Genomic DNA, 23,709 nt, shown 5'->3' on the forward strand with positions numbered 1-23,709 from the left:
CTCGCTTTTTCTGGTACGCAGACGCTACGAATCGGATCAAACGTGGCGTTTGCGGAAAACTTCGTACATCATCAGTCCGGCTGCAACGCCGGCGTTCAGGCTTTGGACATGGCCGACCATCGGGATGGTCAACAAGCCGTCTGCGGATTCCTTCAACAGGCGCGAGATGCCTTTGCCTTCGTTGCCGATGATCATGGCCAACGGCAAGGTTGTATCCCATTGGCGGTAATCCTGCCCGGACATGTCGGTGGCGTAGATCCAGACACCGCGCTCCTTCAATTCTTCGACTGTGCGGTGCAGATTCGTGACGCGCACGACCGGCACATGTTCGATGGCGCCTGTCGATGCTTTGGCGACTGTCGCCGTCAAGCCGACAGCGCGGCGTTTCGGAATGATGACTCCGTGGGCACCGCAGGCATCCGCAGTACGCAGCACGGAACCCAGGTTATGCGGATCTTCGACACCATCCAGGATTATGAAGAAAGGATCTTCGTTCTTGGCGGCAGCCGCTTCGAACAAATCATCGAGCACGGCATACTGGAAAGCGGCCGTGGCGGCGATGACGCCTTGATGGACGGCATTGTCGGACAACGTGTCCAGCTTGGACTTCGGCACCGCTTGGATCTGGATCTTGCGGTCCTTCGCCAGCTTGATGATGTCGCCCAATTTTTCTCCGCCCAATCCATCTTGGATGAACAGTTTGTTGACGTCGCGATCGGAGCGCAGCAATTCCAGTACCGGGTGGCGTCCCATCACGAAGTCTTCGTTTTCGGGTGTTTCTTTTTCTTCGTCATCGCGTCGTTTTGGTTTTGGTTCCGGTCTGCCCTTTTTCGGGGCAGTGCGGGTGTCTTTGAACGCGCGGTTCGGTTTATTTTTCATAATTGTTTTCCTCGACTTCTTGGATACACCAACGGATCAACTCTTCAAGCCGTGCTTCTTGTCCGGAAAGATGCAGATAGCCCATCAACGACTCGAATCCGGTCGCGATGCGGTAGGTCGTTACGTCCGCATTTTTGGCGATCGTATGGCTCTTGCTGTTGCGGCCGCGACGGTACATGTCCACTTCTGCTTCGCTCAGGAAGCCCTCTTTGGCAAGCAACGCGTGCATCAGCTTCGCTTGGGCCTTGGCCGAAACGAAGAAAGTCGCCCGACGGTGGAGCTGGTTGGGTTTGGTGTGTCCTTTTTCTAGTAAATGCGTTCTGATATAGGTCTCATAAGCGGCATCGCCGACATACGCCAAGGCAAGACCGTTCAATAAGCTCCAATTTTGTTCTGTCACTATGCTCTTCTCCATCTAGTGCCCTGCGAAGTGTCATCCAGGATGATGCCCTGATCTTTCAGGTAATCGCGGATTTCATCACTGCGGGCGAAATTTTTGTCTGTTCGGGCTTGCGTCCGTTCATCGATCAGTGTTTGGATGTCATCATCCAACAAAGCCTCTTCCTCCAGCACGACGCCGAATACGCCGGCCATCGCTTTGTACAAAGCCAACGCTTTGGTGATGACCGCTTCAGAAACGGCTTCGCCTTCTGCGTAGATGTTCAATTCCTTGGCGAACTGGTAAACGATCGTCATGGCGTTGTCCGCCTGGAAATCGTCGTCCATTTCGGTAACGAACTGTTCCTGCAGATTCTGGAACAAAGCCAGTTTTTCCGCATCGTCCGGCAGTGCCGCAACGGCATCCTGCAGGCGGTAATGGGCGTTCTGATAGGCGATTTTGACCTTATCCAGGTTGATCTTGGCTTCTTCGATGGCTTTGTCGCTGTACTTGACAGGACGGCGGTAGTGCGCTGTTCCGAGGAAGAAACGCAGCACCTGCGGATCGACTTCCTTCAGGATATCATGCACCGTCACGAAGTTCCCGAGCGACTTGCTCATCTTTTCAGCGTCTTCGCCGATCGTGACGAAGCCGTTGTGCATCCAGTAGTTCGCGAAAGTTTTGCCGGTTTTAGCTTCGCTCTGGGCGATTTCGTTTTCGTGGTGCGGGAAAGTCAGGTCATGGCCGCCGCCGTGGATATCGATGGTGTCGCCCAAGTATTTGGTCGCCATCACGGAGCATTCGATATGCCAGCCCGGACGTCCCGGACCCCAAGGCGATTCCCAGGAAACTTCATCCGGCTTCGCTTCTTTCCAAAGCGCGAAATCGAGCTGATCCTCTTTCTTGATGTTCTCTTCAGCATCCAAGCGTTCGCTGGCGCCGACGATCAGATCTTTGATCGATTGATCGCTCAATTTGCCGTAGTCCTTGAACTTGCCGGTGCGGTAATAGACGTCGCCATCAGCCGCATAGGCATAGCCTTTTTCGATCAATTCGCCGATGAAGGCGATGATGTCCGGGATGTTTTCCATCACGCGCGGATTCAGCGTCGCTTTTTCGACGTGCAGCGCCGCTGTGTCTTCATAGAAGGCTGCGATGAACTTTTCAGCGACTTCCTTCGCGGAAATGCCCAGCTCTTTTGCCGCGCGGATGATCTTGTCGTCCACGTCGGTGAAGTTCGAAACGAAATTCACGTCATAGCCGCGGTATTCCAGATAGCGGCGGACGGTATCGAAAGCCACTGTGCTGCGCGCGTTGCCGATATGGATGTAGTTGTAGACGGTCGGACCGCAGACGTACATGCCCACCTTATTCTTTTGGATCGGTTGGAACTCTTCTTTTTCGCGCGTCAGGGTATTGTAGATTTTTAACATTGCGCACTCCTTTCCAGCTTCGAAAAAAGGGCTGACGCCCTTTTTCGTTTGCTACTCATTCTGTTGATTTCTGGATTTTTTGTTTTCTTACAGCTTATGGTAACGGACGATTTTTGCGGGTATGCCGACCGCTGTGACATCAGGCGGTATTTCGCTGACGACGACAGCCGATGCCCCGATTTTGGCATTGTCGCCGATTTTGATCGGCCCCAACACCTGCACATGGGCGGACAACAGCACGTTGTTCCCGATGGTGGGATGGCGTTTGCCGGTGTCTTTCCCGGTGCCCCCCAGCGTCACGCCATGGTAAATCATGACATCATCGCCGACTTCGGCTGTTTCCCCGATGACGATCCCCATGCCGTGGTCGATGAACAAGCGATGTCCGATCGTCGCTCCGGGATGGATTTCGATTCCGGTTAAGAAACGCCCGAGATGCGAAATCACCCGGCTGAAGGTATACCATTTTCGCTTATAAAAAAAATGAGCGATATCATATATAAGGATGGCATGTAACCCCGGGTACGTCAGAACGACTTCCAACGTACTCCTCGCAGCCGGATCATGATCTTTTATGGTTTGAATTGTTTCGCGTAATCTATTCAAGTCATTTCATGCTCCTTTTTGGATTATCCATCTATTATATAGAATAAGCTCACTTTTACTATACTTTTTTGTGGGTCCTACATCTTTTCCAATACGCTGTTCAGGTGGGCCAAGCTCTTCTCTCTGCCCAGCACTTCGATGGTCTTACCAATTTCAGGCCCGTGCATTTGGCCGCTGACGGCGACACGGATAGCCATATAAAGGTTCTTGCCTTTGATCTTGGTTTCTTTTTGGACTGCCTTGATGGCTCCCAGAATTTCGGCTTCTTCGAACGGCTCGATGGCAACCAATTGTTCCTTGAATGCGGCAAGCACGGTCGGCGCTGTTTCGGCAGCCATGATTTCCTGCGCTTCTGCGTCCAGGTTGATTTCATCAGCGAAGAACATTTCCGATAGGTCAACGATCTCAGCAGCATAGCTCATTTGCTCGTGGTACAGACCGATCAGTTTCTTCGCATATTCGCTGTCGGCTTCGCTCGGGTTTTCCGGCAATTTGCCGGCAGCCACCAAGTGCGGTGCGGCCAAAGTTACGATTGCATCCAGGTCGGCGCTCTTCATGTATTGGTTGTTGATCCATTCCAGTTTCTTCTGGTCGAAGGCGGCTGGAGATTTGCTCAGGCGTTCCGGATCGAACATCTTGATCAGATCTTCTTTCGAGAAGATCTCATCTTCTCCGACCGGTGACCAGCCCAACAACGTGATGAAGTTGAACATCGCTTCCGGCAGGTAGCCCAAGTCTTTGTATTGTTCGATGAACTGAAGGATCGTTTCATCGCGTTTGCTCAGTTTTTTGCCTGTTTCGCTGTTGATGATCAACGTCATATGCCCGAAAGTAGGTATCTTCCAATCGAAAGCTTCATAGATCATCATTTGTTTTGGTGTATTGGCGATGTGATCATCCCCGCGCAGGACATGGGTGATGGCCATCATATGATCATCTACCGCAACTGCAAAATTATAGGTCGGGAAACCGTCGCGTTTGCGGATGATGTAGTCCCCGCCGACGCTACTGGCTTCGAATGTGATTGGTCCTTTGACGATATCATCGAATGTGTAGGTGTTTTCGATTGGCACACGGAAACGGATGACCGGCGTGATGCCTTGTGCTTCTTTTTCAGCTTGTTGGGAAGGCGTCAAGTTTGCGCATTTGCCGCCGTAATGAGGCATTTCGCCGCGTGCTCTTTGCTGTTCGCGTTCCGTTTCCAACTCTTCCTCGTTGCAGTAGCACTTGTAGGCGCGGTTGGAAAGAAGCAGTTGATCGACCAACGGATCGTAGATATGCTGTCTTTCGGATTGACGATACGGGCCGTATTTACCTGGTTTGTCCGGACCTTCATCCCAGTCCATCCCTAACCATGCCAAGTTTTGCAGTTGGCTTTCTTCGCCGTGTTCAAGGTTGCGTTTTTGGTCCGTGTCTTCGGTGCGGATGATGAACTCGCCGTCGTTATGGCGGGCAAACAGGTAGTTGAACAATGCTGTACGGGCGTTTCCGATATGCAGGTTACCGGTTGGGCTTGGTGCATAACGTACGCGGATTTTCTTTGTCATATGAAGTATCCCCTTTTCTGTGGAGCTGGTTATGTCGTGCTGGATTTTCTATTTGATGCCTTTTTGTGAATGCGCAGGCTTCGCAAAGATCATGCGGCCGGCAGCTGTCTGCAAGGCGCTCGTGACGACGACTTCGATCGTCTCGTTCATGTAATGCTGTCCCTCTTCGACGACGATCATCGTGCCGTCATCCAGATAAGCCACCCCTTGATTGCGTTCCGTTCCGACTTTGATGACGGTGACGACCATGTATTCACCGGGTATGACGACCGGCTTCACGGCATTTGCCAAGGCATTGATGTTCAATACCGGAACATTTTGGAACTCGCAGACTTTGTTCAGGTTATAGTCGTTCGTGATGACGATGCCGTCGATCAGTTTTGCCAAACGGATCAGCTTGCTGTCGACTTCAGGAATCTCTTCGAATTCGCCGTCGTAGCTTTCCACGACGATGTCCTCTTCTTTTTGGAGTTTGTTCAGGATGTCCAATCCCCGTCTGCCCCTGACGCGCTTCAGGCTGTCGGAGGAATCCGCGATATACTGCAGTTCTCGCAAAACGAAGTTCGGGATGACGATGACGCCTTCCAGGAAGCCGGTTTTGGCGATGTCGTAGATGCGGCCGTCGATGATGACGCTCGTATCCAAAATCTTGTATTTGCGGAAAGTATCATCCGCTTTGCGGTCGAGCATCTGTGTTTCTTCCTGCTTTTTCGGTTTCGGCGCGAACAGTTTACGGAATTCTTCGATCCGGGTAGTCCCCACACGGAATCCGAAGTAAGCCAAGATCAAGGACAAAATAGCCGGCAGCACATCGTTGATGACCGGAATCCTCAGTGATGTCAATGGGATGCCGATCAGCCAAGCCAACACAAGCCCGATGATCGTTCCGATCGAACCGAACAGCATGTAGCTGACCGATAAGGTGCTGAAATAATTTTCTATCTTTTGTATGATGTCCAAAATCAATTTCATCAATAAGAATGACAATAAATAAAATATAAGTGCTCCAACCCCAAAATTAACAAAAACATTGTTGAAAAGATTGTTTCGTATGCCCGCTAATTCCCACAGGTAAGGCAGTGCTGTGATACCAGCGCTGCCGCCCACCATCAGGAAGACGGCCGTAATGATTTTCCGTTTCAAAGGCTTCCCTCTCTTTCCTTCTGTCATCAATTTTTATTCGGAAATACTTTGCGCAGCGTCTCTTGAAGCGTTGCGACAGGAATGATCTGGATCCCTTTCGGGTGCTTCCAGCCAGCCATATTGTTCTTCGGCAGATACACCTTCGTGAAGCCCAATTTTTCAGCTTCGTTGACGCGTTGCTCGATCCGGCTGACTCTGCGGATTTCTCCGGTCAGGCCGATTTCGCCGATAAAACACTCTGTCGCGGAAGTCTCGGTGTCCCAATAGCTTGAGGCGATGCTGACCGCCACTGCCAAGTCGATGGCCGGCTCATCCAGCTTCACGCCGCCTGTCGATTTGAAGTAGGCATCCTGGTTCTGAAGCAGCAAGCCCGCCCGTTTTTCCAGCACGGCCATGATCAGGGAAACCCGATTATAGTCCAAGCCGCTCGCAGTCCGGCGGGCATTCCCGAAGACAGTCGGCGTGATCAGACATTGGATCTCGGCCAAAATCGGGCGCGTGCCCTCAAGCGAGGCAACGACTGCCGATCCGGATGCTCCGGCGAGCCGCTCTTCCAGGAACAGTTCGGAAGGATTCCGCACCTCGCGCAAGCCGCCCTCGATCATTTCGAAAACACCGATTTCATCGGTCGATCCGAAACGGTTTTTGACGGCGCGCAGGATCCGGAAAGCATGATGCCGATCGCCTTCAAAATACAGCACCGTATCCACCATATGCTCCAGCATCCGCGGTCCGGCGATGGCGCCTTCCTTCGTCACGTGTCCGACGATGAATATCGCGATGTCGTTGCTCTTCGCAATCCGCATGAATTCGGCGGTGCATTCACGCACTTGCGTTACGCTGCCGGCCGTGCTCGTGATGTCCGGATGGATCATCGTCTGGATCGAGTCCACGATGACGAATTCCGGCTTGATCCGCTCGATTGTGCTGCGGATCGCGTCGACATCCGTTTCCGGGTAGATGTAGAAGTCGGTACCCTTGACCCCTAGCCGCTCCGCCCTTAATTTGATCTGACTCGCGCTTTCCTCTCCGGAGATGTAAAGAACGCGGTGACCGCCTTGGTTGATCTGCGCCGAAACCTGCAACAGCAAAGTGGACTTGCCGATGCCGGGGTCGCCCCCGATCAAAATCAGCGAACCGGGCACGATGCCTCCGCCCAGTACATGGTTGACTTCTTCCATCTGCGTTTTGACGCGCGGCAGATTTTCGGTCTTGATGTCCTGGATGGCGATTGCTTCAGGTACATTCCCGCTGAAATTGGAACGCTGCTGTTGCTTCACTGCTTTCGTCGCTTCCCGCTCTTCCTCCATTTGGTTCCAAGTGTTGCAGTTCGGGCAACGTCCCAGCCATTTCGGCGACTCGTACCCGCAAGCCTGACAAACGTATTTCACTGCATTTTTTTTTGCCAAATGAATCTCTCCTTCAAGTGTAAACCAACTTATCTTATTTTATCACAAAAAGCCTATTCTACGTATAACAATACGCAAATACCCGAGGATTTGGCTTTTCTTTTTACGCTTGTCCTGACGATCCGAAACCGCCTGTGCGTTCCGATCCTTCTGCTTCATCCTGGTCGGCTTTCAGGAACTGCAGGAATATGCCCTGACCGATGCGATCGCCCTTGCGGATGACTTTGTCGCGCAAGCCGAAATTAAGGAACTGGAAGTAGATATGTCCTTCATTGCCTTCATTATTGTAATAATCCGCATCGACTATGCCCACGCCGTTCGGCAGCACGATGAAATTTTTCAGCGGATTGCTGGAACGGTTCGTCAATTGCAAGTACTCATCTTCCTGCATGTAGGCTTTGATCCCGGTAGGCACCAATAGCGGACGCAAAAGTTGCTCTTTCTTTTCGAGCGCCTCATCTTTGTCGCTGCTGAAGATTTCTGTAAGATGTGATCCCGCGCTTTGCACGACCGTCTTCCAGATCGCCGGCAAGACGATTTCTTCGGCTGCTTCAAAATCGTATCCCGCTGCGTGTTTCGTTGCACGCTTGGGTAATTGGATGTTTTTATCGGCATAACTGCTGATGACTTCAAACCCTCTTTTGTTCATGGATCAAAACCCCTTTTTCTCTCTAGTATCGCTTTATCGATCTGTCCTGCATCAAAGAACCATTTTACCAAAACAAAGGCTGTTTTTCACGGTTTAGTTGTGCACTTGCTCTTTGCTGACTCTGCCGGAGCGAGCGCTATGCAAACTATAGCAAGGAATTGAGACTTTTTCATGACCAATTCCTGAGGTTTTTCTAAAAGCTTTCCGCATCAAGAAAGCGCCTTCGGCAAAGTGCACAAAAACCCGGCGTCTTTTTTGGGCAGTTTCCCGTGGTTATGGAATCCGCTTTCAAATAAGATAAGGACATAAAAGAAAACCAAAAAAAAATCAAAAGGCAGGTACAAATAAAATGGTAGAGATCCAGTTGAACAGCATCCATAAAAAATATGACAATTCCCAAAATTATTCAGTCACAGACTTCAATTTGCATATCCAAGATCGCGAATTCATCGTCTTTGTCGGTCCTTCCGGTTGCGGAAAATCAACGACACTTCGTATGATCGCCGGGCTGGAAGACATTTCGGAAGGCGAATTGGTCATCGGCGATACAGTCATGAACGACGTTGCGCCGAAAGACCGCGATATCGCAATGGTGTTCCAGAACTATGCACTATATCCGCATATGACTGTATTCGACAACATGGCTTTCGGTCTGAAATTGAGAAAGTACAGCAAAGATGAAATCAAAAAACGCGTTGATAACGCAGCCGACATCCTGGGCTTGACGGAATATTTGGACCGCAAACCGGCAGCTTTATCCGGTGGTCAAAGACAGCGTGTCGCTTTGGGCCGCGCAATCGTGCGTGATGCGAAAGTCTTCCTGATGGATGAGCCTTTATCCAACTTGGACGCAAAATTGCGTGTGGCCATGCGTGCTGAAATCGCAAAATTGCACCGCCGCCTGAACACGACAACTATCTACGTAACCCATGACCAAACTGAAGCGATGACCATGGCGGACCGCATCGTCATCATGAAGGACGGCTTTGTGCAACAGATCGGCAGCCCGAAAGAAGTCTATGATACGCCAGTGAATGTATTCGTAGCCGGATTCATCGGATCGCCTGCCATGAACTTCTTCAACGTAACCTTGCAGGATGGGGTCATCACGAACGGCGAAGGTCTTAAATTGACTTTACCGGCCGGAAAACGCAGAGTCTTGGAAGAACGCGGATACAACGGCAAAGAGTTGATCTTCGGCATCCGTCCGGAAGATATCCAAAGTGAGCAGATCGTTCTTGATACCAACCCGACTTGGGCCGTCAAAGCGGAAGTGGTCGTATCCGAATTATTGGGTGCTGAAACCATGCTTTACAGTAAAGTCGGCGGAACAGAATTCATTTCCCGTGTGGACGCTCGCGATTTCCATTCGCCAGGCGAAGTCATTGATTTGGCCTTCAACATGAGCAAGTCCCACTTCTTCGACAAGCAATCCCAAGACGTGATCGCCATCCCTTAACCAGAGGACGGTCAGCATCACCTGAAACACACTTACCAGTTCTAACCTACCCTCCCCCCATAGAAAAAGGCGAGCCTTCATCGGCTCGCCTTTTTCTTATGGGGTTTGGTTGGCCGGAGGAGCGTGGCAGAATGTGGCCTCAACTTCGATGAAGACCCCCTCACCGGAGAAGGCCGGCAACAATCGGGCGCAATTCCGGCGAAGCCGTCCTTGCCGGAGAACAGCTCAAAATGTGGGCTGAACTCCGGCAAAGCCTCCGTTCACCGGAGAAAATCCCCACATCCACGGCACAGTTCGACTGGCGGCCATTTCTGAAAGAATCTACCCTTCCACCGCGGTCTCATCGAAGGCTTCAGCTGGAGAGATGCCGTCCTTCACCCAGACCGAAATCGAACCGGCATTGACAGGGAAATGCCCATTGCCGTCCTCGCCGATTACGACTTTATCTTCACGGTTGCCCGTGTAGTCAGCGAAAGTCTCGCCAGCATACTGTTCGCCCACGTACATGTCCTTGAAGCCTTCTTCACTGTTGGAAAGGACAGTTGCCAAGCCGTACGGATGCTCTTCGTTTCCGAGACGGGTCCAGCCTACGCAGTTGCCGTGGTCGAAGTAGTCGCGCTGTTCGCCGTAAGCATGGTTGGCGCGCAGATAGAGCAGTTTATCCAGGAACGTTTGCTGGCCATCGACCGGATGCGGGCCTTTGATGCCGTAGTAATCTCCATAGAACAAGCAAGGGAAGCCTTGTTCGCGCAAGAGTGTCACGCCGTAAGCCAAGGGTTTGAACCACGGCTCGACAAAGGACTGCAAAGCTTGGTCGGGTTGTGAGTCATGGTTGTCGACAAACGTAACCGCATGGGTCGGATTTTTGGCGACCAGCGTCTGCTTGAACATCTCGCGCAGATCGTAATCCTTGCCCTGCTGGGATGCGACATGGAAGTTCTGATGCAGGGCCACATCGAAAAGATCGAATGTGAAGTCGGTCGCTTCCAAATATTCCTTGATCGCGCCGTATTTGTACTTCCAATATTCACCGACCACGTAAAAATCATCGCCATGCTGCGCGCGGATCGTCTCCACGAAATCCTTCACGAACTGATCATTGATGTGTTTGACGGCATCCAAGCGGAAGCCGTCGACGCCGGTTTCTTTGATGTACCAATCGGCCCATTTTTTGACTTCCTCAACGACTGCAGGGTGGCCGTAGTCGATGTCCGCATACATCAAGTAATCGTAATTACCGTACTCGCTGTCTACACTTTCATTTTCCGCCCAGCCTTTTTCGAAGCCTTTGATCATGTAGATAGCTTCTTTGCCATTCTCGTTGTTGAAGTCCGTCCCAGTGAAATGTTCCCAAGACCATTTGAAATCAGAATATTTGTCGCCACGGCCCGGAAAAGTGAATTTCGTCCAACCTTCGATTTCGTATGACTTGGACTCCTTTTCCTGACGCTTGTCGGGATTCACTTCATAAGCAAGGAAGCGTTCCGTCTCGTCCGCGCCGGCCTTATGGTTCAGGACGACGTCGGCATAGACGGCGATCCCTTCCGCATGCAAGGCTTCGATCGCAGCCAAGTACTCTTCCTTGGTTCCGTATTTTGTGCGTACGGCCCCTTTTTGGTCGAATTCACCCAAATCATAGAGATCGTAGACGCCGTAGCCTGTGTCATTCGTCCCTGTCGCTTTGTAGGCCGGCGGAGTCCAGACAGCCGTGATGCCCAATCCCTTCAGATGCTTGGCATCCTCCTTCAGGCGATTCCATAATTGACCATCATCATCCAAATACCATTCAAAATATTGCATCATCAATCCATTTCCTGCCATGCGATCACTGCCTTCCGATTATTCTAGATTTGTTGTAGTCTACAAAATGCTTTTTGCTATCCTCATTATACATGCTTCGTTTCCATTTGCCTTTTGGGAAGGCTCAGGAGCACCGCATTTCTTGTTGCCGAGACGAAATGCTTGCATCTTGAATCCGGCGCCGGTATACTGACATTAAGTTAGCTGATTGCTGATTTCTTTTTTTGATTATATATCTCGAATTAGGAATATACGAAACAGAATGCACAATGAAATGAGGAACTGATCCATGAACACATTAAGAGGAATCCACCACGTCACCGCCATCACAAGCAGTGCTGAAAAAAATTATGCCTTCTTCACGAACATCCTGGGCATGCGCTTGGTCAAAAAAACCGTCAACCAGGACGACATCCAGACCTATCACCTTTTCTTCGCCGATGACCGCGGCAGTGCCGGCACCGACATAACTTTCTTCGATTTCCCGGGCATCCCGAAAGCCGTCAGGGGGACCAACGAAATCTTCAAGACCGGCCTGCGCGTCCCTTCGGATGAAGCCCTAAACTATTGGGTAAAACGTTTCGACAAATACAATGTCAAACATTCCGGCATTTACGAGCAGTTCGGCCGTCGGGTGATCGACTTCCAGGACTTTGATGAGCAGCTCTATCAGTTGGTTTCCGATGAGGCTGATACCGGCGTGGCTCCCGGCATCCCTTGGCAAAAAGGCCCTGTTCCCAATGAATACGGCATCCGCGGCTTGGGACCGATTTTCGTCCGCATCGCTGACTTCAATTTCTACAGGCAAGTGTTGGAGACTGTCCTAGGCTTCCGCCACGTTGCTTCCGAAGGCGAAACCCATCTCTTCGAAGTGGGCGAAGGCGGAAACGGCGGCCGCATGATCGTGGAGCACAACGCTTCGATGGGCCAAGCCCAGCAAGGTTTCGGCAGCGTCCACCACATGGCCTTCCGCGTGAAGGACCGCAAAGAACTGGAAGACTGGATCGCGCATATGGGATCCTACCGCTTCCCGATCTCCGGCTATGTCGACCGCTTCTACTTCGAATCGCTCTACGCCAACATCGCCCAAGGCATCCTGTTAGAATTTGCGACGGACGGCCCCGGATTCATCGATGATGAAGAGCCCTACGAGACATTGGGCGAACGCTTGGCCTTGCCGCCGAAATTCCGCAACAATCGCGAAGAAATCGAAGGCTTGGTCCGCCAATTCGACACCGTCCGCAGCACGAAGACTTTCGAAAAAGAATATTTGGACTGAGAACAAAAAGCAGGAGCCGCCTCGAATCAACGAGACAACTCCTGCTTTTTTTGCGTCTTAAACAGATTATGCTTCCTTCAGCACCAGACAAACACTCTGATAATCCCCCTGCAGGGCATCCTTCAGGTAGAGCCCTCGGTTCATCAGCTCATCCCCGCCGATTGCCCCTTCATACCCGCTGACGGTGTAGAATTTAACAGGGTCCAAGCCTTTGAAAAGCACTTTTTTCTTCTTCAGGTTGGCCCGATCGAGGACGCGGTAGTAGAAATAAAGCGCCTCATCCTGTTCCGGACTGACGAAGATCCAAGCCGCTTCGTTCTGCGTTTCGAAAGGACTGAGGATGCGATGGAAGACACCGTATTGGACGAGCTTGCGGTGTTCCTTGTAGAAGCTGATCTGCTCCTTCATCTCCTGCTTCTCGGCTTCGGAAAGCGTCGTGACGTCGAGTTCGTAGCCAAGATTGCCGGCCATCGCCACATCCCCGCGCATCTTCATCGAAGCCTTACGGTGCGTCTGATGATTCGGGATAGCTGAGACGTGCGAACCCATGCTCGAAATCGGCATGACAAGGCTGGTGCCGTATTGGATTTCCAGTCTCGCCACCGCATCGGTATTGTCACTGGTCCAAGTCTGCGGCATATAGTAAAGGATACCTGGGTCGAAGCGTCCGCCACCGCCTGAGCAGCTTTCGAAGAGAATCTGCGGATATTTCGTCACCAGTGCCTCCATCACTTCATAAAGACCCAGCATGTACTTGTGCAGCACTTCCCCCGGCAATGCGCCTGGAGCCGCCGTACCGATTTCGGTCATGTTGCGGTTATAGTCCCATTTGATGTAGTCGACCGGGACGTCATCCAGTATCGCCATCATCTGCGCCAGGATGTTGTCGCGGACTTCCTTGCGGCTGAAGTCGATCACGTATTGGCTGCGGCTGAGCGATTTTTCCCGGCCTGGCGTATGGATGCACCAATCCGGATAGGCGCGGAAAAGTTCGCTGTCCTCGGAAATCATTTCCGGTTCGAACCAAAGCCCGAACAGCATCCCTTTCGCCTTGATGTTCTCCGCGAGCTGCTTCAAGCCGGACGGCAATTTCGCGGTATGGACATGCCAATCACCCAACGAAGAGTAGTCATCGTCACGTTTGCCGAACCAACCATCGTCCAGCACGAACAGTTCGATCCCCAAAGTGGATGCTTCATCGGCCATCGCTTCGATTTTGTCAGCTGTGAAATCGAAGTAGGTGCCTTCCCAGTTGTTGATCAGGACCGGTCGCTCCGCAAATTGATGTTGCCCGCGAATCAGATGTTTCTGGTAGAACGGATGCAGCGTCTGCGATAGGCCATTCAACCCGTTTTCGCTGTATACCAATACGACTTCCGGTGTCTGGAACGCCTCTCCAACAGGTAAATGCCATTGGAAGTGGGTTGGATTGATGCCCATCTGGACGCGTGTCTGCGCGTAAGTATCGACTTCGACATTAGCTCGGAATTCGCCGCTGTAGACGAAATGGAAACCGTAGACCGCTCCCTGGTCTTCCGTCGCCATTTTCTCGGCCAACGCCACAAAGGGTTGATAGGCGTGACTGGTAGTGCCACGCTTACTGTCAAGCGTGTGGATGCCGCGGACAAGTGGGGTACGCACAATTTGGCGTTCCCTTCCCCAAGCACCCGGCAACTGGATCATGTCAAAATCAGCATCCGGAAAATCGATGGACATGCTCAACGCTTTGTTCAGATGGATGTCTTCAGCTCCATTGTTGCGGAAACTTGCTGAACGTGTCAGTACCGGATAGTCGCGGAACAAGGTGTAGCTCAGAACGACTTCGACTTTTGTGACGGTATCTTCCATCGTCAGCAGCAAGGTTTCCGCCGGCTCTTCTTTTGTTTCGTAAGTATGCGGCAAGCCTTGCAATGGCTGTTTGCCGGTTACGATTTCATGGCTCTTATAAGTCAGCAGGCTGACAGTCGTTTGATCCGGATACAGGCACTCGAATGCTGATTCGCGGAAATCGCCACTGCCATTCCCCGGAAATTCCTGTGGCAAGGTCGCAAGCGAAAACACACGGCCGGGCACCTCGAACGGATTGGGCGCAAAGGCATTGTCTTGGCGCGGATAGTCAGCCACTTGCGAAAAACTGTTGAGCCGCTTTCCCCAATACTGATGGGACACATATTTTTCTTCTTCCAGTGCGATCACATAGCTCACTGATTCGTTCTGTAAATGAAAATATTTTTTTGTTTCATCAAATGTTATCGTCACAGTCATCACTCCTTGGCTCTCTTCATTTTTCTAAAATATTTGTTCATCTCCTGCCGCAGTGCGGTGTAGGATCGAGAATTTGTTCGTAGGCAGGTCGACCGTCAGACTGGCCGATTCTTCGGCAGTGACCCACGTCAAAGTGAAGGCACCTTCGTCGAGCATCGTTATCTCCAAGTCGCCATCGAACGCTTTGGCCGTGTTGCGGAAAGCCAGCAAGCGGAACAGATCTTTTACGACCGGACGCTCGATTTCTTGATTGATTTCATCCAGGCTATAGTAGTGACGGTTGATGTTGCGGCCTTCTTTGCTGTTCTCCAGCAGTTCCAGATCGTTTTCGCCGGCCAGCAAGCCCACGTAATAGATCTGCGGAATGCCCGGCGTGAAGCACTGGATCGCCCGCGCCAACAGATAGGCGGCATCATTGTTGCCCAAAGCCGAATAGTAGGTGCAGTTGATCTGATAGATGTCCAGGTTGTTGTAGGCTTCCGAGCTGTAGATCCGCTTCAGGTTGGCGCCCTTTTCATAAAGGGCTTCAACAGCGAAATCCACTTCTTCCTGGGTAAGCAGATCCTTCACGTCGACGACACCGATGCCGTCATGCGTATCCAAGGTCGTGAACTGGTTGCGCGGGCAGATCTCCAGCCAGTGCAACAGCTTCTCTGCTTTTCCGCTGTAAAGGGCATGCAGCACCAGCATCGGCAAAGCGAAATCATAGACCGGGTAGCCTTTTTCTGCAATTTTTTGTTGGATCGTATAATGCTCATGGATTTCGGGAAGGACCGTCACACCATAGGGCTTCAAGATTTCCACTGCGTATTCCAGCATCTCCCAAATTTCGGGTTCTACGAAGAAGCAGTTCGTATCCAATTCCTTGATGGCATAGGCGAATGCATCCAGGCGGATGATCGAAGCTCCTTTATCCGCCAAGAAACTAAGCGTATCCTTGATGAACTGGCGCGTCGCTTCGGTCTTCACGTTCAGATCGATCTGCTCTTCCGAGAACGTGCACCAGACTTTTTCCGATGTGCCGTCTTTGAAGTGAGCATCCACGAAAGGCGCTTTGGGTTTACGTTTGTAGATCAGATCGATGTCCGCTTCAGTCGGTCGGTTCTCCGGCCAATAGTCGTTGTAGCGGATAAAGTAGTCCTTGTAAGGGGACGCGTCCTTTTTCTCAAGGAAATCCAAATAATAAGGCGATTGCGCGGAAATATGGTTCAGCATGAATTCATACATCATGTAGTATTTTTCGCTGATGCGCTTGATGTCCCCCCAGCCGCCGAACCGTTCGTCGACTTTGGTGTAGTCCATCGGCGAAAAGCCGCGGTCTCCCGATGATGGGAAGAACGGCAGGATATGCACGCCGCCGACGACCCCTTTCAGATGGGTATCCAGTACATGTTCCAGGTCCTTCAGGTTATTTCCCAGACTGTCCGGATAGGTGATCAGCATTGCTTCGTTTTTTATCTTCATTACAGTTACCTCATTCTCAAATATCGTTAAATTGCGTTCCGCTTTTCTGTTTACTTCCCGCCGGTTGTGGCGATGCCTTCGATGAATTGTTTTTGGAATATGATGTACAGGATGACCATCGGAATGATCGCGATGACTGATCCGGCCATCAATTGCGGATAATTAGTCGAGAATTGCCCTTGCAGGCTGGCCAACCCGGCTGATAGCGTCATTTTATCCTGAGACATGTTGACGACCAAAGGCCACATCAGATCCTTGAAAGCGAACAGCGATGTGAAGATGCCCAGAGCAATCAATCCGGAACGGGCCAATGGCATATAGATACGGTAGAACACTTGCCAAGTAGTCGCGCCATCGATCGTGGCGGCTTCCATCAGTTCATCAGGTAATTTTATGAAGAACTGACGCAGCAGGAACGTTCCGAAAGCGGAGACGATGCCTGGGATGACCAAAGCTGGGATTGAGTTCAAAAGACCCAGATTCTGGACCAATAAATATTGCGGCGTCAGATAGATCTGCGCAGGGATCATCATCTGTGTCAGGACGATACCGAAAAACAGATTTTTTCCGGGAAAATCCAGTTTCGCAACCGCAAAGGCCGCCATGGCGCTGAAGAGCGTCGAAGTCAACACCCTGAAGACAATCATCAAACCGGTGTTGATGTAAAAACTGACGAACGGCAAGGAATTCCATACCGCTTTGTAGTTCTCGATCTGGAATACTTCCGGGAAAATTTGCGGTGGTATCTGCGTAGATTCGCTGATTGTTTTACCTGAGGTCAAGACCATCCATAAGAACGGCACGACCATCAGCAAAGATCCGATGATCAGCACGATGTGGATCAGTGCTGTCGTTTTATTCATTTTTGTCTGCATGTTTATTCACTCCTAGTCGTAGGTGACCCATTTTTTCTGTGCCAGCAGCTGGATGCCGGTGATCGCCATGATGATCAGCACCAACGAGATGGCGATAGCCGAACCGTAACCTTTATCGTTGAGCACGAACGATTCATTGAAGAACATGTATACTAATGATTGCGTGCTCTTCAGCGCCAAGTTCGTGCGGTCGAACATCATGAAGATGATATCGAACACCTGCAGCGCACCGATGACACTCGTCACCGAAACGAAAAACAGTTGCGGCGACAGCAATGGCAGCGTGATCGAGAAAAATTGTTTCAACGGTCCGGCACCGTCAACGACAGCCGCCTCATAATATTCTTTAGGTATTTCCTTCAGCCCTGCCAACAACAAGATTATGTTGTAGCCGACATTCGTCCAGATGCCGACGATGATGATCGACCAGATCGCCACTTCCGGATCGGTGATCCATAAGATATTTCCGGAATAACCGAGTTTATCAAGCACTGCATTCAGCAAGCCGTATTCCGAGTTGAACAGCCAGCGCCAAACCATGGCTACGGCAGCAGGAGCTGCAATCATCGGCAAGAAGAAGATCGTCCGGTACAATCCGACCGCTTTTATCTTTGTATTCATCAATACCGCAAAGAACAGCGACAGGATGATGGTGATAGGTACTTGGATCCCGGCGTAGAAAAAAGTATTCTTCAACGATTGCCAAAATTCAGGATCTTGCAGCATTTTCAGATAATTGTCCAGCCCGACGAAGGTCGACGTGCCGAACGTGCTCACGCTCTGGAAACTCATGTACAGCGATTGGAACAACGGGATGACATTCAGGATCAAAAGCCCGATCAAGGTCGGAGCGATGAAAAACCAGCCCCATAACGCCATTTTTCTTTTACGTTGCGCAGGTGTCACCGTACCTACCGTTTTTTCTTTAGGGATTGCTACATCCGATTTCATCATAGTTCACCTCTATATATTGAAAGCCACTTATGGGAGCATTCCCGTAAGCGGCCTTCTATTTTTGTTATTTTTCGTTCGCCAAGACTTCTTCAACACCTGTGACGATGTCTGCAGCGACTTCTTTAACAGTAGCTTTACCGTCAAATACCGGCATCAAAGCATTGTTTTCGACATCTTCCCAACGAGCTGTTTCTGCTGAGTAAGGCTTGATGTAAGCATTTTCCATTTGGTCCACATAGACTTGCATATTGAATTGGCTGTATGCTTTTAGGAATGTCTCTTCAGTTCCTTCATAAGCCGGGATAGCTGCGCCGTTCTCGCCTTGCAGACGCATCGCTTCTTCTGTTCCCAGGAATTCAACGAATTTCAGGGCTGCTTCTTCATTTTCAGTTGAAGCTGCAACGGAGTTCGCCAAGCCATTGAATATTGTTGCTGCTTGTTTGCCTTGCGGTAATGGCGCTACATCGGCATTGGCAGCCGTATAGTCATTGTTGGCCATCTCTCCTGTCATCCAAGAGCCGAAGAAGCCCATTGCACCGCGTCCTGATTGGAAGAAGGATAAGTTTGTGTTTTCAGCAAATTGGCTTTGTGTCGGCGAAACGCCATGTTTTACGCTCAGATCCGCATACCATTGCACGGCTTCGATCGTTTCATCCAAGCGGAAGCCGGATTCAGTCTTGTCATCGGACAATACGTAGCCACCATTTTGGAAGATGAAGTTGTGGTAGCCTTCTTGTCTGTTCAAAGGAGCCAGGATACCGTATACGCCGTTGTCAGGATCGTTCAGCTTCTGAGCGGCTTCCAGCATTGTGTCCCAAGTCCAGGTTTCATCCGGATAGGCAACGCCTGCCGCATCAAACAACGTTTTGTTGTACCATAACCCAATCGTATCGTAATCTTTCGGGATGCCGTAGACTGCCTCGTCAGCAGAATACAATTCGACCAATTCTTCCGGGAAATGATCTAATGAAGTCACTTCGCTGTTTGCGTAGGTTTCCGACAAATCCATCAGGACGCCGCCTGTAGCATATTTCGCGATTTCGTTGGAATGCATCCAGAATACATCCGGCATGCTGTCTCCTTTTGCGCCCGCTTCCAATTTGGTCCAGTATTGATCCCAAGGTGTCACTTCAACCTTTACGTCTATGCCTGGGTTATCCGCTTCGAATGCTTCTGCGATCGCTTCCATTCCCGGTTGTTGGATTTTGTCCCAGATGCTGTAAGTGATGGTCACATCACCGGAACCGGCTTCTCCATCGGAACCGTTTCCGCATGCACCTAAAACAAGTCCTGATAACAATACTGTAGCCAATGATACTTTCTTCCAATTCTTTAACATCTCTTCTCCACCTTTTCTTTTATCTATAAAATTGTATACTCGAAAACCAAGAAACTATTGAGCCATAGAGAAATTGCACCTGAACCATTCAAAATCAATCGTTTTGCAAACGTTTACTTGTTTTGATGTCATAATAATACCAAATACAGGAGAGGGCTGATAGATATTCAGCCGTACAAAAACATACATTTTTGTTGATTACTAAAAACTATCGATAAATACTATACAGGCACCGAGCTATACAGCAATCCTTCCCGGCTTTCCCACTCCTTTCGTTTCTGGTAGCTGACTTGTTTTAAATTATAGGCACTTGAAAGCGTATACCATATAGTGCAATGTTTTACATATCAGTCAAAATGTTGGATGCCGAACGCACAAATAAGACCGGACCTGCCGGAATCGACGCAACATCGTTCCAAGCGGCCCGGACTTTTTTTATCCTACTTGCCTGATTGCCTTATTTGGTTTTGACTTTTTTGACGTAAGCCCTTGGTGACAGTTGCATCTTGCTTTTGAAGATGCGCGTGAAACTCAAAGGATTCTGATAGCCGACCTTTTCGGCGATTTCAGCGATGCTGAGGTCCGTCGTTTCCAGGTACTCCCGGCTTTTCTGGATGCGGAAATCAATCAGATACTCATGCGGTGTCCGGTTTGTCGTTTTATGGAAAACGGCGGTCAAATAAGAGTCATTCAGAGACAATTCCTGGCTGATGTCGCCGATCCGAAATTCGCTGTCCTGATACCTGTCTTTGATGATTTCGATGGCCCTTTTCGTGTATTCGACACCTTTATTGATTTTCTCGATTTGTTTGATTTCAGTGCCATCCAGGTCATGTGCCAGCATGCTCAAAAAGAGGTACAGCTGCCCTTGCAGACGCAGCCGGGACAACGTATCGAACGGATTAGCCGCCATGATTTCCTGCAGCATTGCCTTCACTTGCCCGAAGTTCTTCACGTTCCCTACCGGATGCGAAACCTGGAAACCGATGGCCGTCAGTAATGCTTCCAGATGCTCGCCCTTCATGCCGATCCAGTAATATTCCCAAGGATTCTCTTCATCCGCTTGATAATAGGTCATTACGTTCGGATAGATGATGAAGAATTGGCCTTCCTTCAGATTGAACCGGCTGTTGCCGATCTCGAAGTAGCCCTTTCCCTTCATAATGATATGGATCAAAAAATATTCCCGGACGGTCGGCCCGAAACTGTGGTTGGGAGCGCACTCCTCTTTTCCTTTGGTTGTGTAATAAAGGTCCTTATAATAGATTTCTTCCTTGAAAAAATCCTCATCCATTTTCATCACCTCGGTCCTTGTTTCCTTTTGTATCTACTGTTCCCATTATAGAATGGTCTCCCTGCTATAGCAAACCCGCTCTTTTAGCGTATGTGTCAATCTTTTCTATGCAAAGTTCAGAAACCTTACTTGTAGTGCCAATTTGAAATTGTTTTAATATTGTCCCTGAAGCTTTGGCGCGCGTCGCTTGCCCTTCCCTCCGGGAATACAGTGAATCAAAAAGCGTAATTCACTGTATTCCCGGAGGATTTGAAGAAAATTCTGATTAACTCGCAAATATTTTCTTCATCATTCCCATGCTGCAGGTCGCGTTCATCGCTGGTATACCAGCCTGTCTAGCGGGTGTCCTCTCTCTGCCAGAATGTTTCTTTAACGCATTTCTGACTGCGAATTTCAGTTTTACCGCTAAACTTTCCGGAACGGTACGTACTGGCTCCGTTAACGCTTTTTCTAGGGTTCCCATCTTCTTACCTTCAATGATGGAGACCATCGCCCGAGCGCCATCATGGCTCCAGTATTTCCCATTACCTTTCATTCGGTAGCTGTAAGGTCGATGATTACTTTCACAGCTTCCAATTCCCCGGATTCCTTTGCAGGATTCGATTTCTCTTAACGGACGAAGATACGCCCAGTTTCTTTCTAGGTAGGCTGCCAAAAGTCGTAACTCCTCTTTTTGATCTTTCTCCTGTTCTAGCGAGATTTTACTTTCAATCGTATCCAACACAATCGCAATCGAATCCCAATCATAGGACCATAGGGCCTTTTTCAGCGGCAGTTCCATCTCTGGACACCAAGAAAGACGGCTCTTAATCTTTTTGTGAACGTGATAGCGATCCACCTGATGGATATGTTCCTTACACACACCAATTGCCATGGCACAGTCCTCTGCCCGATAACCTGAGCCACCATCGGTGTTCGAAATGACTACCGTATTTTTGAGATCGTAATGACTCCCTAAATAAATCGCTGCTTTCTCCCATGCATCTTTCGCTGATTTCAACGATGACACAAATATCGGATTTTTCAGTTTCTTTCTTTTCCCGCTTGTTGTGACGCCTTCTGCTATTTGGACTCGGTGGATCTCTTCTTTTCTTTTCCCCTTGCCTTTAATGACGATCCCATCGCCTTCTACCAAGAGAAAAGGTACTTCTTTCTGTTCTTCGGGTAAGGCCACTTCGTATTCTTCTAAGTTTTGTTTCTCCCACTGCGCTTGCTTTTCTCCTACCGATTTCACAATATTGCCCACTGTTCCATGGCTCATGCTGAACGAAGTCAGTTTAGTGACGGCTTCGGCCACACCGCGGTAGACGCTGCCAGTCACAAGTTCGGCCACTTGCTTTTGTAAAAGGGTAGAGTAGCGCTCGCTTTTATTGAAGCCACAGATGTTATCCAGTGGGAAAAAGCTCTTTTCACCTTTCTTCTTTAAACGTCTACGCATAAACTCGACTGTACCGAATGTGAAAGTAATCGTGCGTGAATCCCTGTTGGCGATACGCCATCCTTCCGCTTTAAACGGAACGTACAACTCGCTATCCAAGGCCTCTAAGGCCTCCTTCATGAGTTGACTTACAAGATCTGAGAAATAAGCCTGAAGCGTAGTTTCTGCATCAAGCACATGATTTGAATCCTTTATTATGTGGTGAATTTCTGCTATAATTTTTTCCATGAAGACCTTCCTCTACACTAAATTGGCTACCAACCTTTAGTTGTATTGTAAGGTCTTCTTTTTGACTATTTCAACAAAAGAATAGTTTTGCATAGAAAAATTATACACTTAGCTTTTAGCTGTAACTCCCTCCCTGCATTAAATTCAACCCTTTCGCAATCACACATTCTCTTGTACAATGAGAAAAGCAGTCCAAGCCCGCTCTGCCTCGAAAGAAATTTAGGAAATCTGGCCCTGAATGAGCATCGCAGAGCGCAATGGGTCAGATTTATCTAATTTCCGAGAGGCAGGCTTGGACTGCTAGCCATCATTATTGGATGCAGGGAACACTTTACAAAAACTTTGAAACACCAACGGTGATGCACTTTTGAATTCAAACTATTTTATAATTTGCATTAATATGAGAAAAGATTGCCCGTACCAGGCAGATTCCTAACAACCTAGATAATATCCCATACCTTTGCTATAGATTTGGAGGCACCACCCTTGAAAAAAACAATATTCTCTGCGCTGCTGCTCCTTCCGCTCTTTCTGCTTTCCGCCTGCGGAACCGCACTACCGGGGGAAGAAGTCATACAGAACCTGATCAACCGGTCCGCCGGCCTTGAAAGCTACCACCAGTTCGTTTCATTTACGACAACTACCACCAAAGAGGATCTGAATGGCGTAACAACTGTAAACGAGCAGTACACAACCGCCGACGCGACGCTGTTCCCGGAAGAGAAGACCGGTTACGGAAAGCGGATTGACAAAAGCAGCGACTATCCCGCAACAAAATCCGAGTTCTATGTGACCCCGGAAGTGGGTTATATCCGGACCGATGATACCGACTGGACCGCTTATGCCACCCCCGATGTCCCGCTTGCAAGTCTGCAAGTCTACCCGCTGGAGACGTTTATCGAACTGAGCCAAATCATCGAAGAATACGGCACCCTTGAACTCAAAGGGGACGAGTATTTGCTGAGCTTTTCCGGCAGCGATGATGCTCTGAACAAAGAGCTCAACTACCTGTTCCAAACCCTGCCAACGGAACAAACAAACTACGAGATCGCTATCCATTTGGATGCCGAAAGCTTCTATCTGACCGAGTTCCATTACCGTTCCACAGCCATTCATCCGGATCAGAAGACAACCGTCACGACGGAATTGACAGGCGAGTTCGACCTGTACGATAAAGCCCAAAAGTTGAAGACTGTGCCTGATTTTGATGCCGCAGATACGACTGCTGAAACGGCGGATTCTTCTTTTTGATGACCATTACCTCAGTAA

At 49.8% G+C, this 23,709-nt stretch carries 19 protein-coding genes; 3 read left to right on the forward strand and 16 right to left on the reverse strand.

Translation table 11 applies throughout. The annotated features are described in order from the left end of the window. Positions 1-36 precede the first annotated feature (36 nt). The 8 genes from rlmB to ACKPBX_RS07550 form a co-directional block, all read right to left on the reverse strand. Positions 37-753 carry a 23S rRNA (guanosine(2251)-2'-O)-methyltransferase RlmB gene (gene rlmB, locus ACKPBX_RS07515; protein WP_233436741.1) on the reverse strand — a complete coding sequence of 239 codons (717 nt, stop codon included), beginning with the start codon at positions 751-753 and terminating at the stop codon, positions 37-39. Between the two features lie 115 nt (positions 754-868). Beyond that, positions 869-1,294 (reverse strand): Mini-ribonuclease 3, encoded by a 426-nt coding sequence (locus ACKPBX_RS07520; RefSeq protein WP_319995032.1) that lies wholly within the window; start codon positions 1,292-1,294, stop codon positions 869-871. Beyond that, positions 1,279-2,691, reverse strand: coding sequence for a cysteine--tRNA ligase (gene cysS / locus ACKPBX_RS07525; RefSeq protein ID WP_319995033.1), 1,413 nt, complete (start codon positions 2,689-2,691; stop codon positions 1,279-1,281). The genes ACKPBX_RS07520 and cysS overlap by 16 nt, the downstream gene beginning before the upstream one ends. A gap of 87 nt (positions 2,692-2,778) precedes the next feature. Beyond that, entirely contained in the window at positions 2,779-3,297 is a 519-nt protein-coding gene (gene epsC / locus ACKPBX_RS07530; RefSeq protein WP_086628782.1) for a serine O-acetyltransferase EpsC, read from the reverse strand. Between the two features lie 77 nt (positions 3,298-3,374). After that, the gene (gene gltX, locus ACKPBX_RS07535) at positions 3,375-4,844 is read right to left on the reverse strand and encodes a glutamate--tRNA ligase (RefSeq protein WP_086628781.1); all 1,470 of its coding nucleotides are present in this window, start codon (positions 4,842-4,844) and stop codon (positions 3,375-3,377) included. A gap of 48 nt (positions 4,845-4,892) precedes the next feature. Beyond that, positions 4,893-5,987: a PIN/TRAM domain-containing protein gene (locus ACKPBX_RS07540; protein WP_086628844.1), complete on the reverse strand. Its 1,095-nt coding sequence runs from the start codon at positions 5,985-5,987 to the stop codon at positions 4,893-4,895. A gap of 26 nt (positions 5,988-6,013) precedes the next feature. Then, positions 6,014-7,396: a DNA repair protein RadA gene (gene radA / locus ACKPBX_RS07545; RefSeq protein WP_086628780.1), complete on the reverse strand. Its 1,383-nt coding sequence runs from the start codon at positions 7,394-7,396 to the stop codon at positions 6,014-6,016. 103 nt (positions 7,397-7,499) lie between these two features. Further along, entirely contained in the window at positions 7,500-8,045 is a 546-nt protein-coding gene (locus ACKPBX_RS07550; RefSeq protein ID WP_319995034.1) for a dCTP deaminase/dUTPase family protein, read from the reverse strand. Positions 8,046-8,394: 349 nt separating this feature from the next. Here ACKPBX_RS07550 and ACKPBX_RS07555 point away from each other — a divergent pair, with 349 nt between their 5' ends. Beyond that, positions 8,395-9,504, forward strand: a complete 1,110-nt coding sequence (locus ACKPBX_RS07555) for an ABC transporter ATP-binding protein (RefSeq protein ID WP_319995035.1) — start codon at positions 8,395-8,397, stop codon at positions 9,502-9,504. A 321-nt stretch (positions 9,505-9,825) separates the two neighbouring features. On the opposite strand, the gene ACKPBX_RS07560 is transcribed toward ACKPBX_RS07555, so the two are convergent. Next, positions 9,826-11,325, reverse strand: coding sequence for an alpha-amylase (locus tag ACKPBX_RS07560; RefSeq protein WP_319995036.1), 1,500 nt, complete (start codon positions 11,323-11,325; stop codon positions 9,826-9,828). A 268-nt stretch (positions 11,326-11,593) separates the two neighbouring features. On the opposite strand from ACKPBX_RS07560, the gene ACKPBX_RS07565 reads away from it, so the two are divergent. Beyond that, a complete protein-coding gene (locus ACKPBX_RS07565; RefSeq protein WP_319995037.1) occupies positions 11,594-12,583 on the forward strand; it encodes a VOC family protein in 990 nt (329 codons plus the stop codon). Positions 12,584-12,649: 66 nt separating this feature from the next. Here the strand turns inward: ACKPBX_RS07565 and ACKPBX_RS07570 are convergent, their stop codons facing one another. The 7 genes from ACKPBX_RS07570 to ACKPBX_RS07600 form a co-directional block, all read right to left on the reverse strand. Beyond that, positions 12,650-14,842, reverse strand: coding sequence for an alpha-galactosidase (locus ACKPBX_RS07570; RefSeq protein WP_407702531.1), 2,193 nt, complete (start codon positions 14,840-14,842; stop codon positions 12,650-12,652). 30 nt (positions 14,843-14,872) lie between these two features. Next, a complete protein-coding gene (gene gtfA / locus ACKPBX_RS07575) occupies positions 14,873-16,312 on the reverse strand; it encodes a sucrose phosphorylase (RefSeq protein ID WP_319995039.1) in 1,440 nt (479 codons plus the stop codon). Between the two features lie 50 nt (positions 16,313-16,362). Continuing rightward, positions 16,363-17,187, reverse strand: a complete 825-nt coding sequence (locus ACKPBX_RS07580; RefSeq protein ID WP_319995040.1) for a carbohydrate ABC transporter permease — start codon at positions 17,185-17,187, stop codon at positions 16,363-16,365. Between the two features lie 12 nt (positions 17,188-17,199). Next, positions 17,200-18,066 carry a carbohydrate ABC transporter permease gene (locus ACKPBX_RS07585; protein WP_319996417.1) on the reverse strand — a complete coding sequence of 289 codons (867 nt, stop codon included), beginning with the start codon at positions 18,064-18,066 and terminating at the stop codon, positions 17,200-17,202. A 139-nt stretch (positions 18,067-18,205) separates the two neighbouring features. Beyond that, positions 18,206-19,480, reverse strand: a complete 1,275-nt coding sequence (locus ACKPBX_RS07590) for an ABC transporter substrate-binding protein (protein ID WP_319995041.1) — start codon at positions 19,478-19,480, stop codon at positions 18,206-18,208. Positions 19,481-19,937: 457 nt separating this feature from the next. Then, complete coding sequence (locus ACKPBX_RS07595) at positions 19,938-20,774, reverse strand: AraC family transcriptional regulator (RefSeq protein ID WP_160116930.1); 837 nt, start codon at positions 20,772-20,774, stop codon at positions 19,938-19,940. Between the two features lie 265 nt (positions 20,775-21,039). Beyond that, positions 21,040-22,440, reverse strand: coding sequence for an ISLre2 family transposase (locus ACKPBX_RS07600; RefSeq protein ID WP_319995042.1), 1,401 nt, complete (start codon positions 22,438-22,440; stop codon positions 21,040-21,042). 486 nt (positions 22,441-22,926) lie between these two features. Between ACKPBX_RS07600 and ACKPBX_RS07605 the strand changes: the two genes are divergently transcribed. Next, positions 22,927-23,691: a DUF6612 family protein gene (locus tag ACKPBX_RS07605; RefSeq protein WP_086628769.1), complete on the forward strand. Its 765-nt coding sequence runs from the start codon at positions 22,927-22,929 to the stop codon at positions 23,689-23,691. Positions 23,692-23,709 lie beyond the last annotated feature (18 nt).

Origin of the sequence: Trichococcus shcherbakoviae (assembly GCF_963666195.1) — a bacterium.
Classification (GTDB): Bacteria; Bacillota; Bacilli; order Lactobacillales; family Aerococcaceae; genus Trichococcus; species Trichococcus shcherbakoviae.

Excerpts from the sequence above, each read along its gene's own strand:
- ACKPBX_RS07555 (WP_319995035.1), top strand. The coding sequence starts at position 8,395 with ATGGTAGAGATCCAGTTGAACAGCATCCATAAAAAATATGACAATTCC.
- gtfA (WP_319995039.1), bottom strand. The coding sequence starts at position 16,312 with ATGAAGATAAAAAACGAAGCAATGCTGATCACCTATCCGGACAGTCTG.
- ACKPBX_RS07560 (WP_319995036.1), bottom strand. The coding sequence starts at position 11,325 with ATGGCAGGAAATGGATTGATGATGCAATATTTTGAATGGTATTTGGAT.
- gltX (WP_086628781.1), bottom strand. The coding sequence starts at position 4,844 with ATGACAAAGAAAATCCGCGTACGTTATGCACCAAGCCCAACCGGTAAC.
- ACKPBX_RS07590 (WP_319995041.1), bottom strand. The coding sequence starts at position 19,480 with ATGTTAAAGAATTGGAAGAAAGTATCATTGGCTACAGTATTGTTATCA.
- ACKPBX_RS07600 (WP_319995042.1), bottom strand. The coding sequence starts at position 22,440 with ATGGAAAAAATTATAGCAGAAATTCACCACATAATAAAGGATTCAAAT.
- cysS (WP_319995033.1), bottom strand. The coding sequence starts at position 2,691 with ATGTTAAAAATCTACAATACCCTGACGCGCGAAAAAGAAGAGTTCCAA.
- ACKPBX_RS07585 (WP_319996417.1), bottom strand. The coding sequence starts at position 18,066 with ATGGCGTTATGGGGCTGGTTTTTCATCGCTCCGACCTTGATCGGGCTT.
- ACKPBX_RS07595 (WP_160116930.1), bottom strand. The coding sequence starts at position 20,774 with ATGGATGAGGATTTTTTCAAGGAAGAAATCTATTATAAGGACCTTTAT.
- ACKPBX_RS07550 (WP_319995034.1), bottom strand. The coding sequence starts at position 8,045 with ATGAACAAAAGAGGGTTTGAAGTCATCAGCAGTTATGCCGATAAAAAC.
- ACKPBX_RS07520 (WP_319995032.1), bottom strand. The coding sequence starts at position 1,294 with ATGGAGAAGAGCATAGTGACAGAACAAAATTGGAGCTTATTGAACGGT.
- rlmB (WP_233436741.1), bottom strand. The coding sequence starts at position 753 with ATGGGACGCCACCCGGTACTGGAATTGCTGCGCTCCGATCGCGACGTC.
- ACKPBX_RS07565 (WP_319995037.1), top strand. The coding sequence starts at position 11,594 with ATGAACACATTAAGAGGAATCCACCACGTCACCGCCATCACAAGCAGT.
- ACKPBX_RS07580 (WP_319995040.1), bottom strand. The coding sequence starts at position 17,187 with ATGCAGACAAAAATGAATAAAACGACAGCACTGATCCACATCGTGCTG.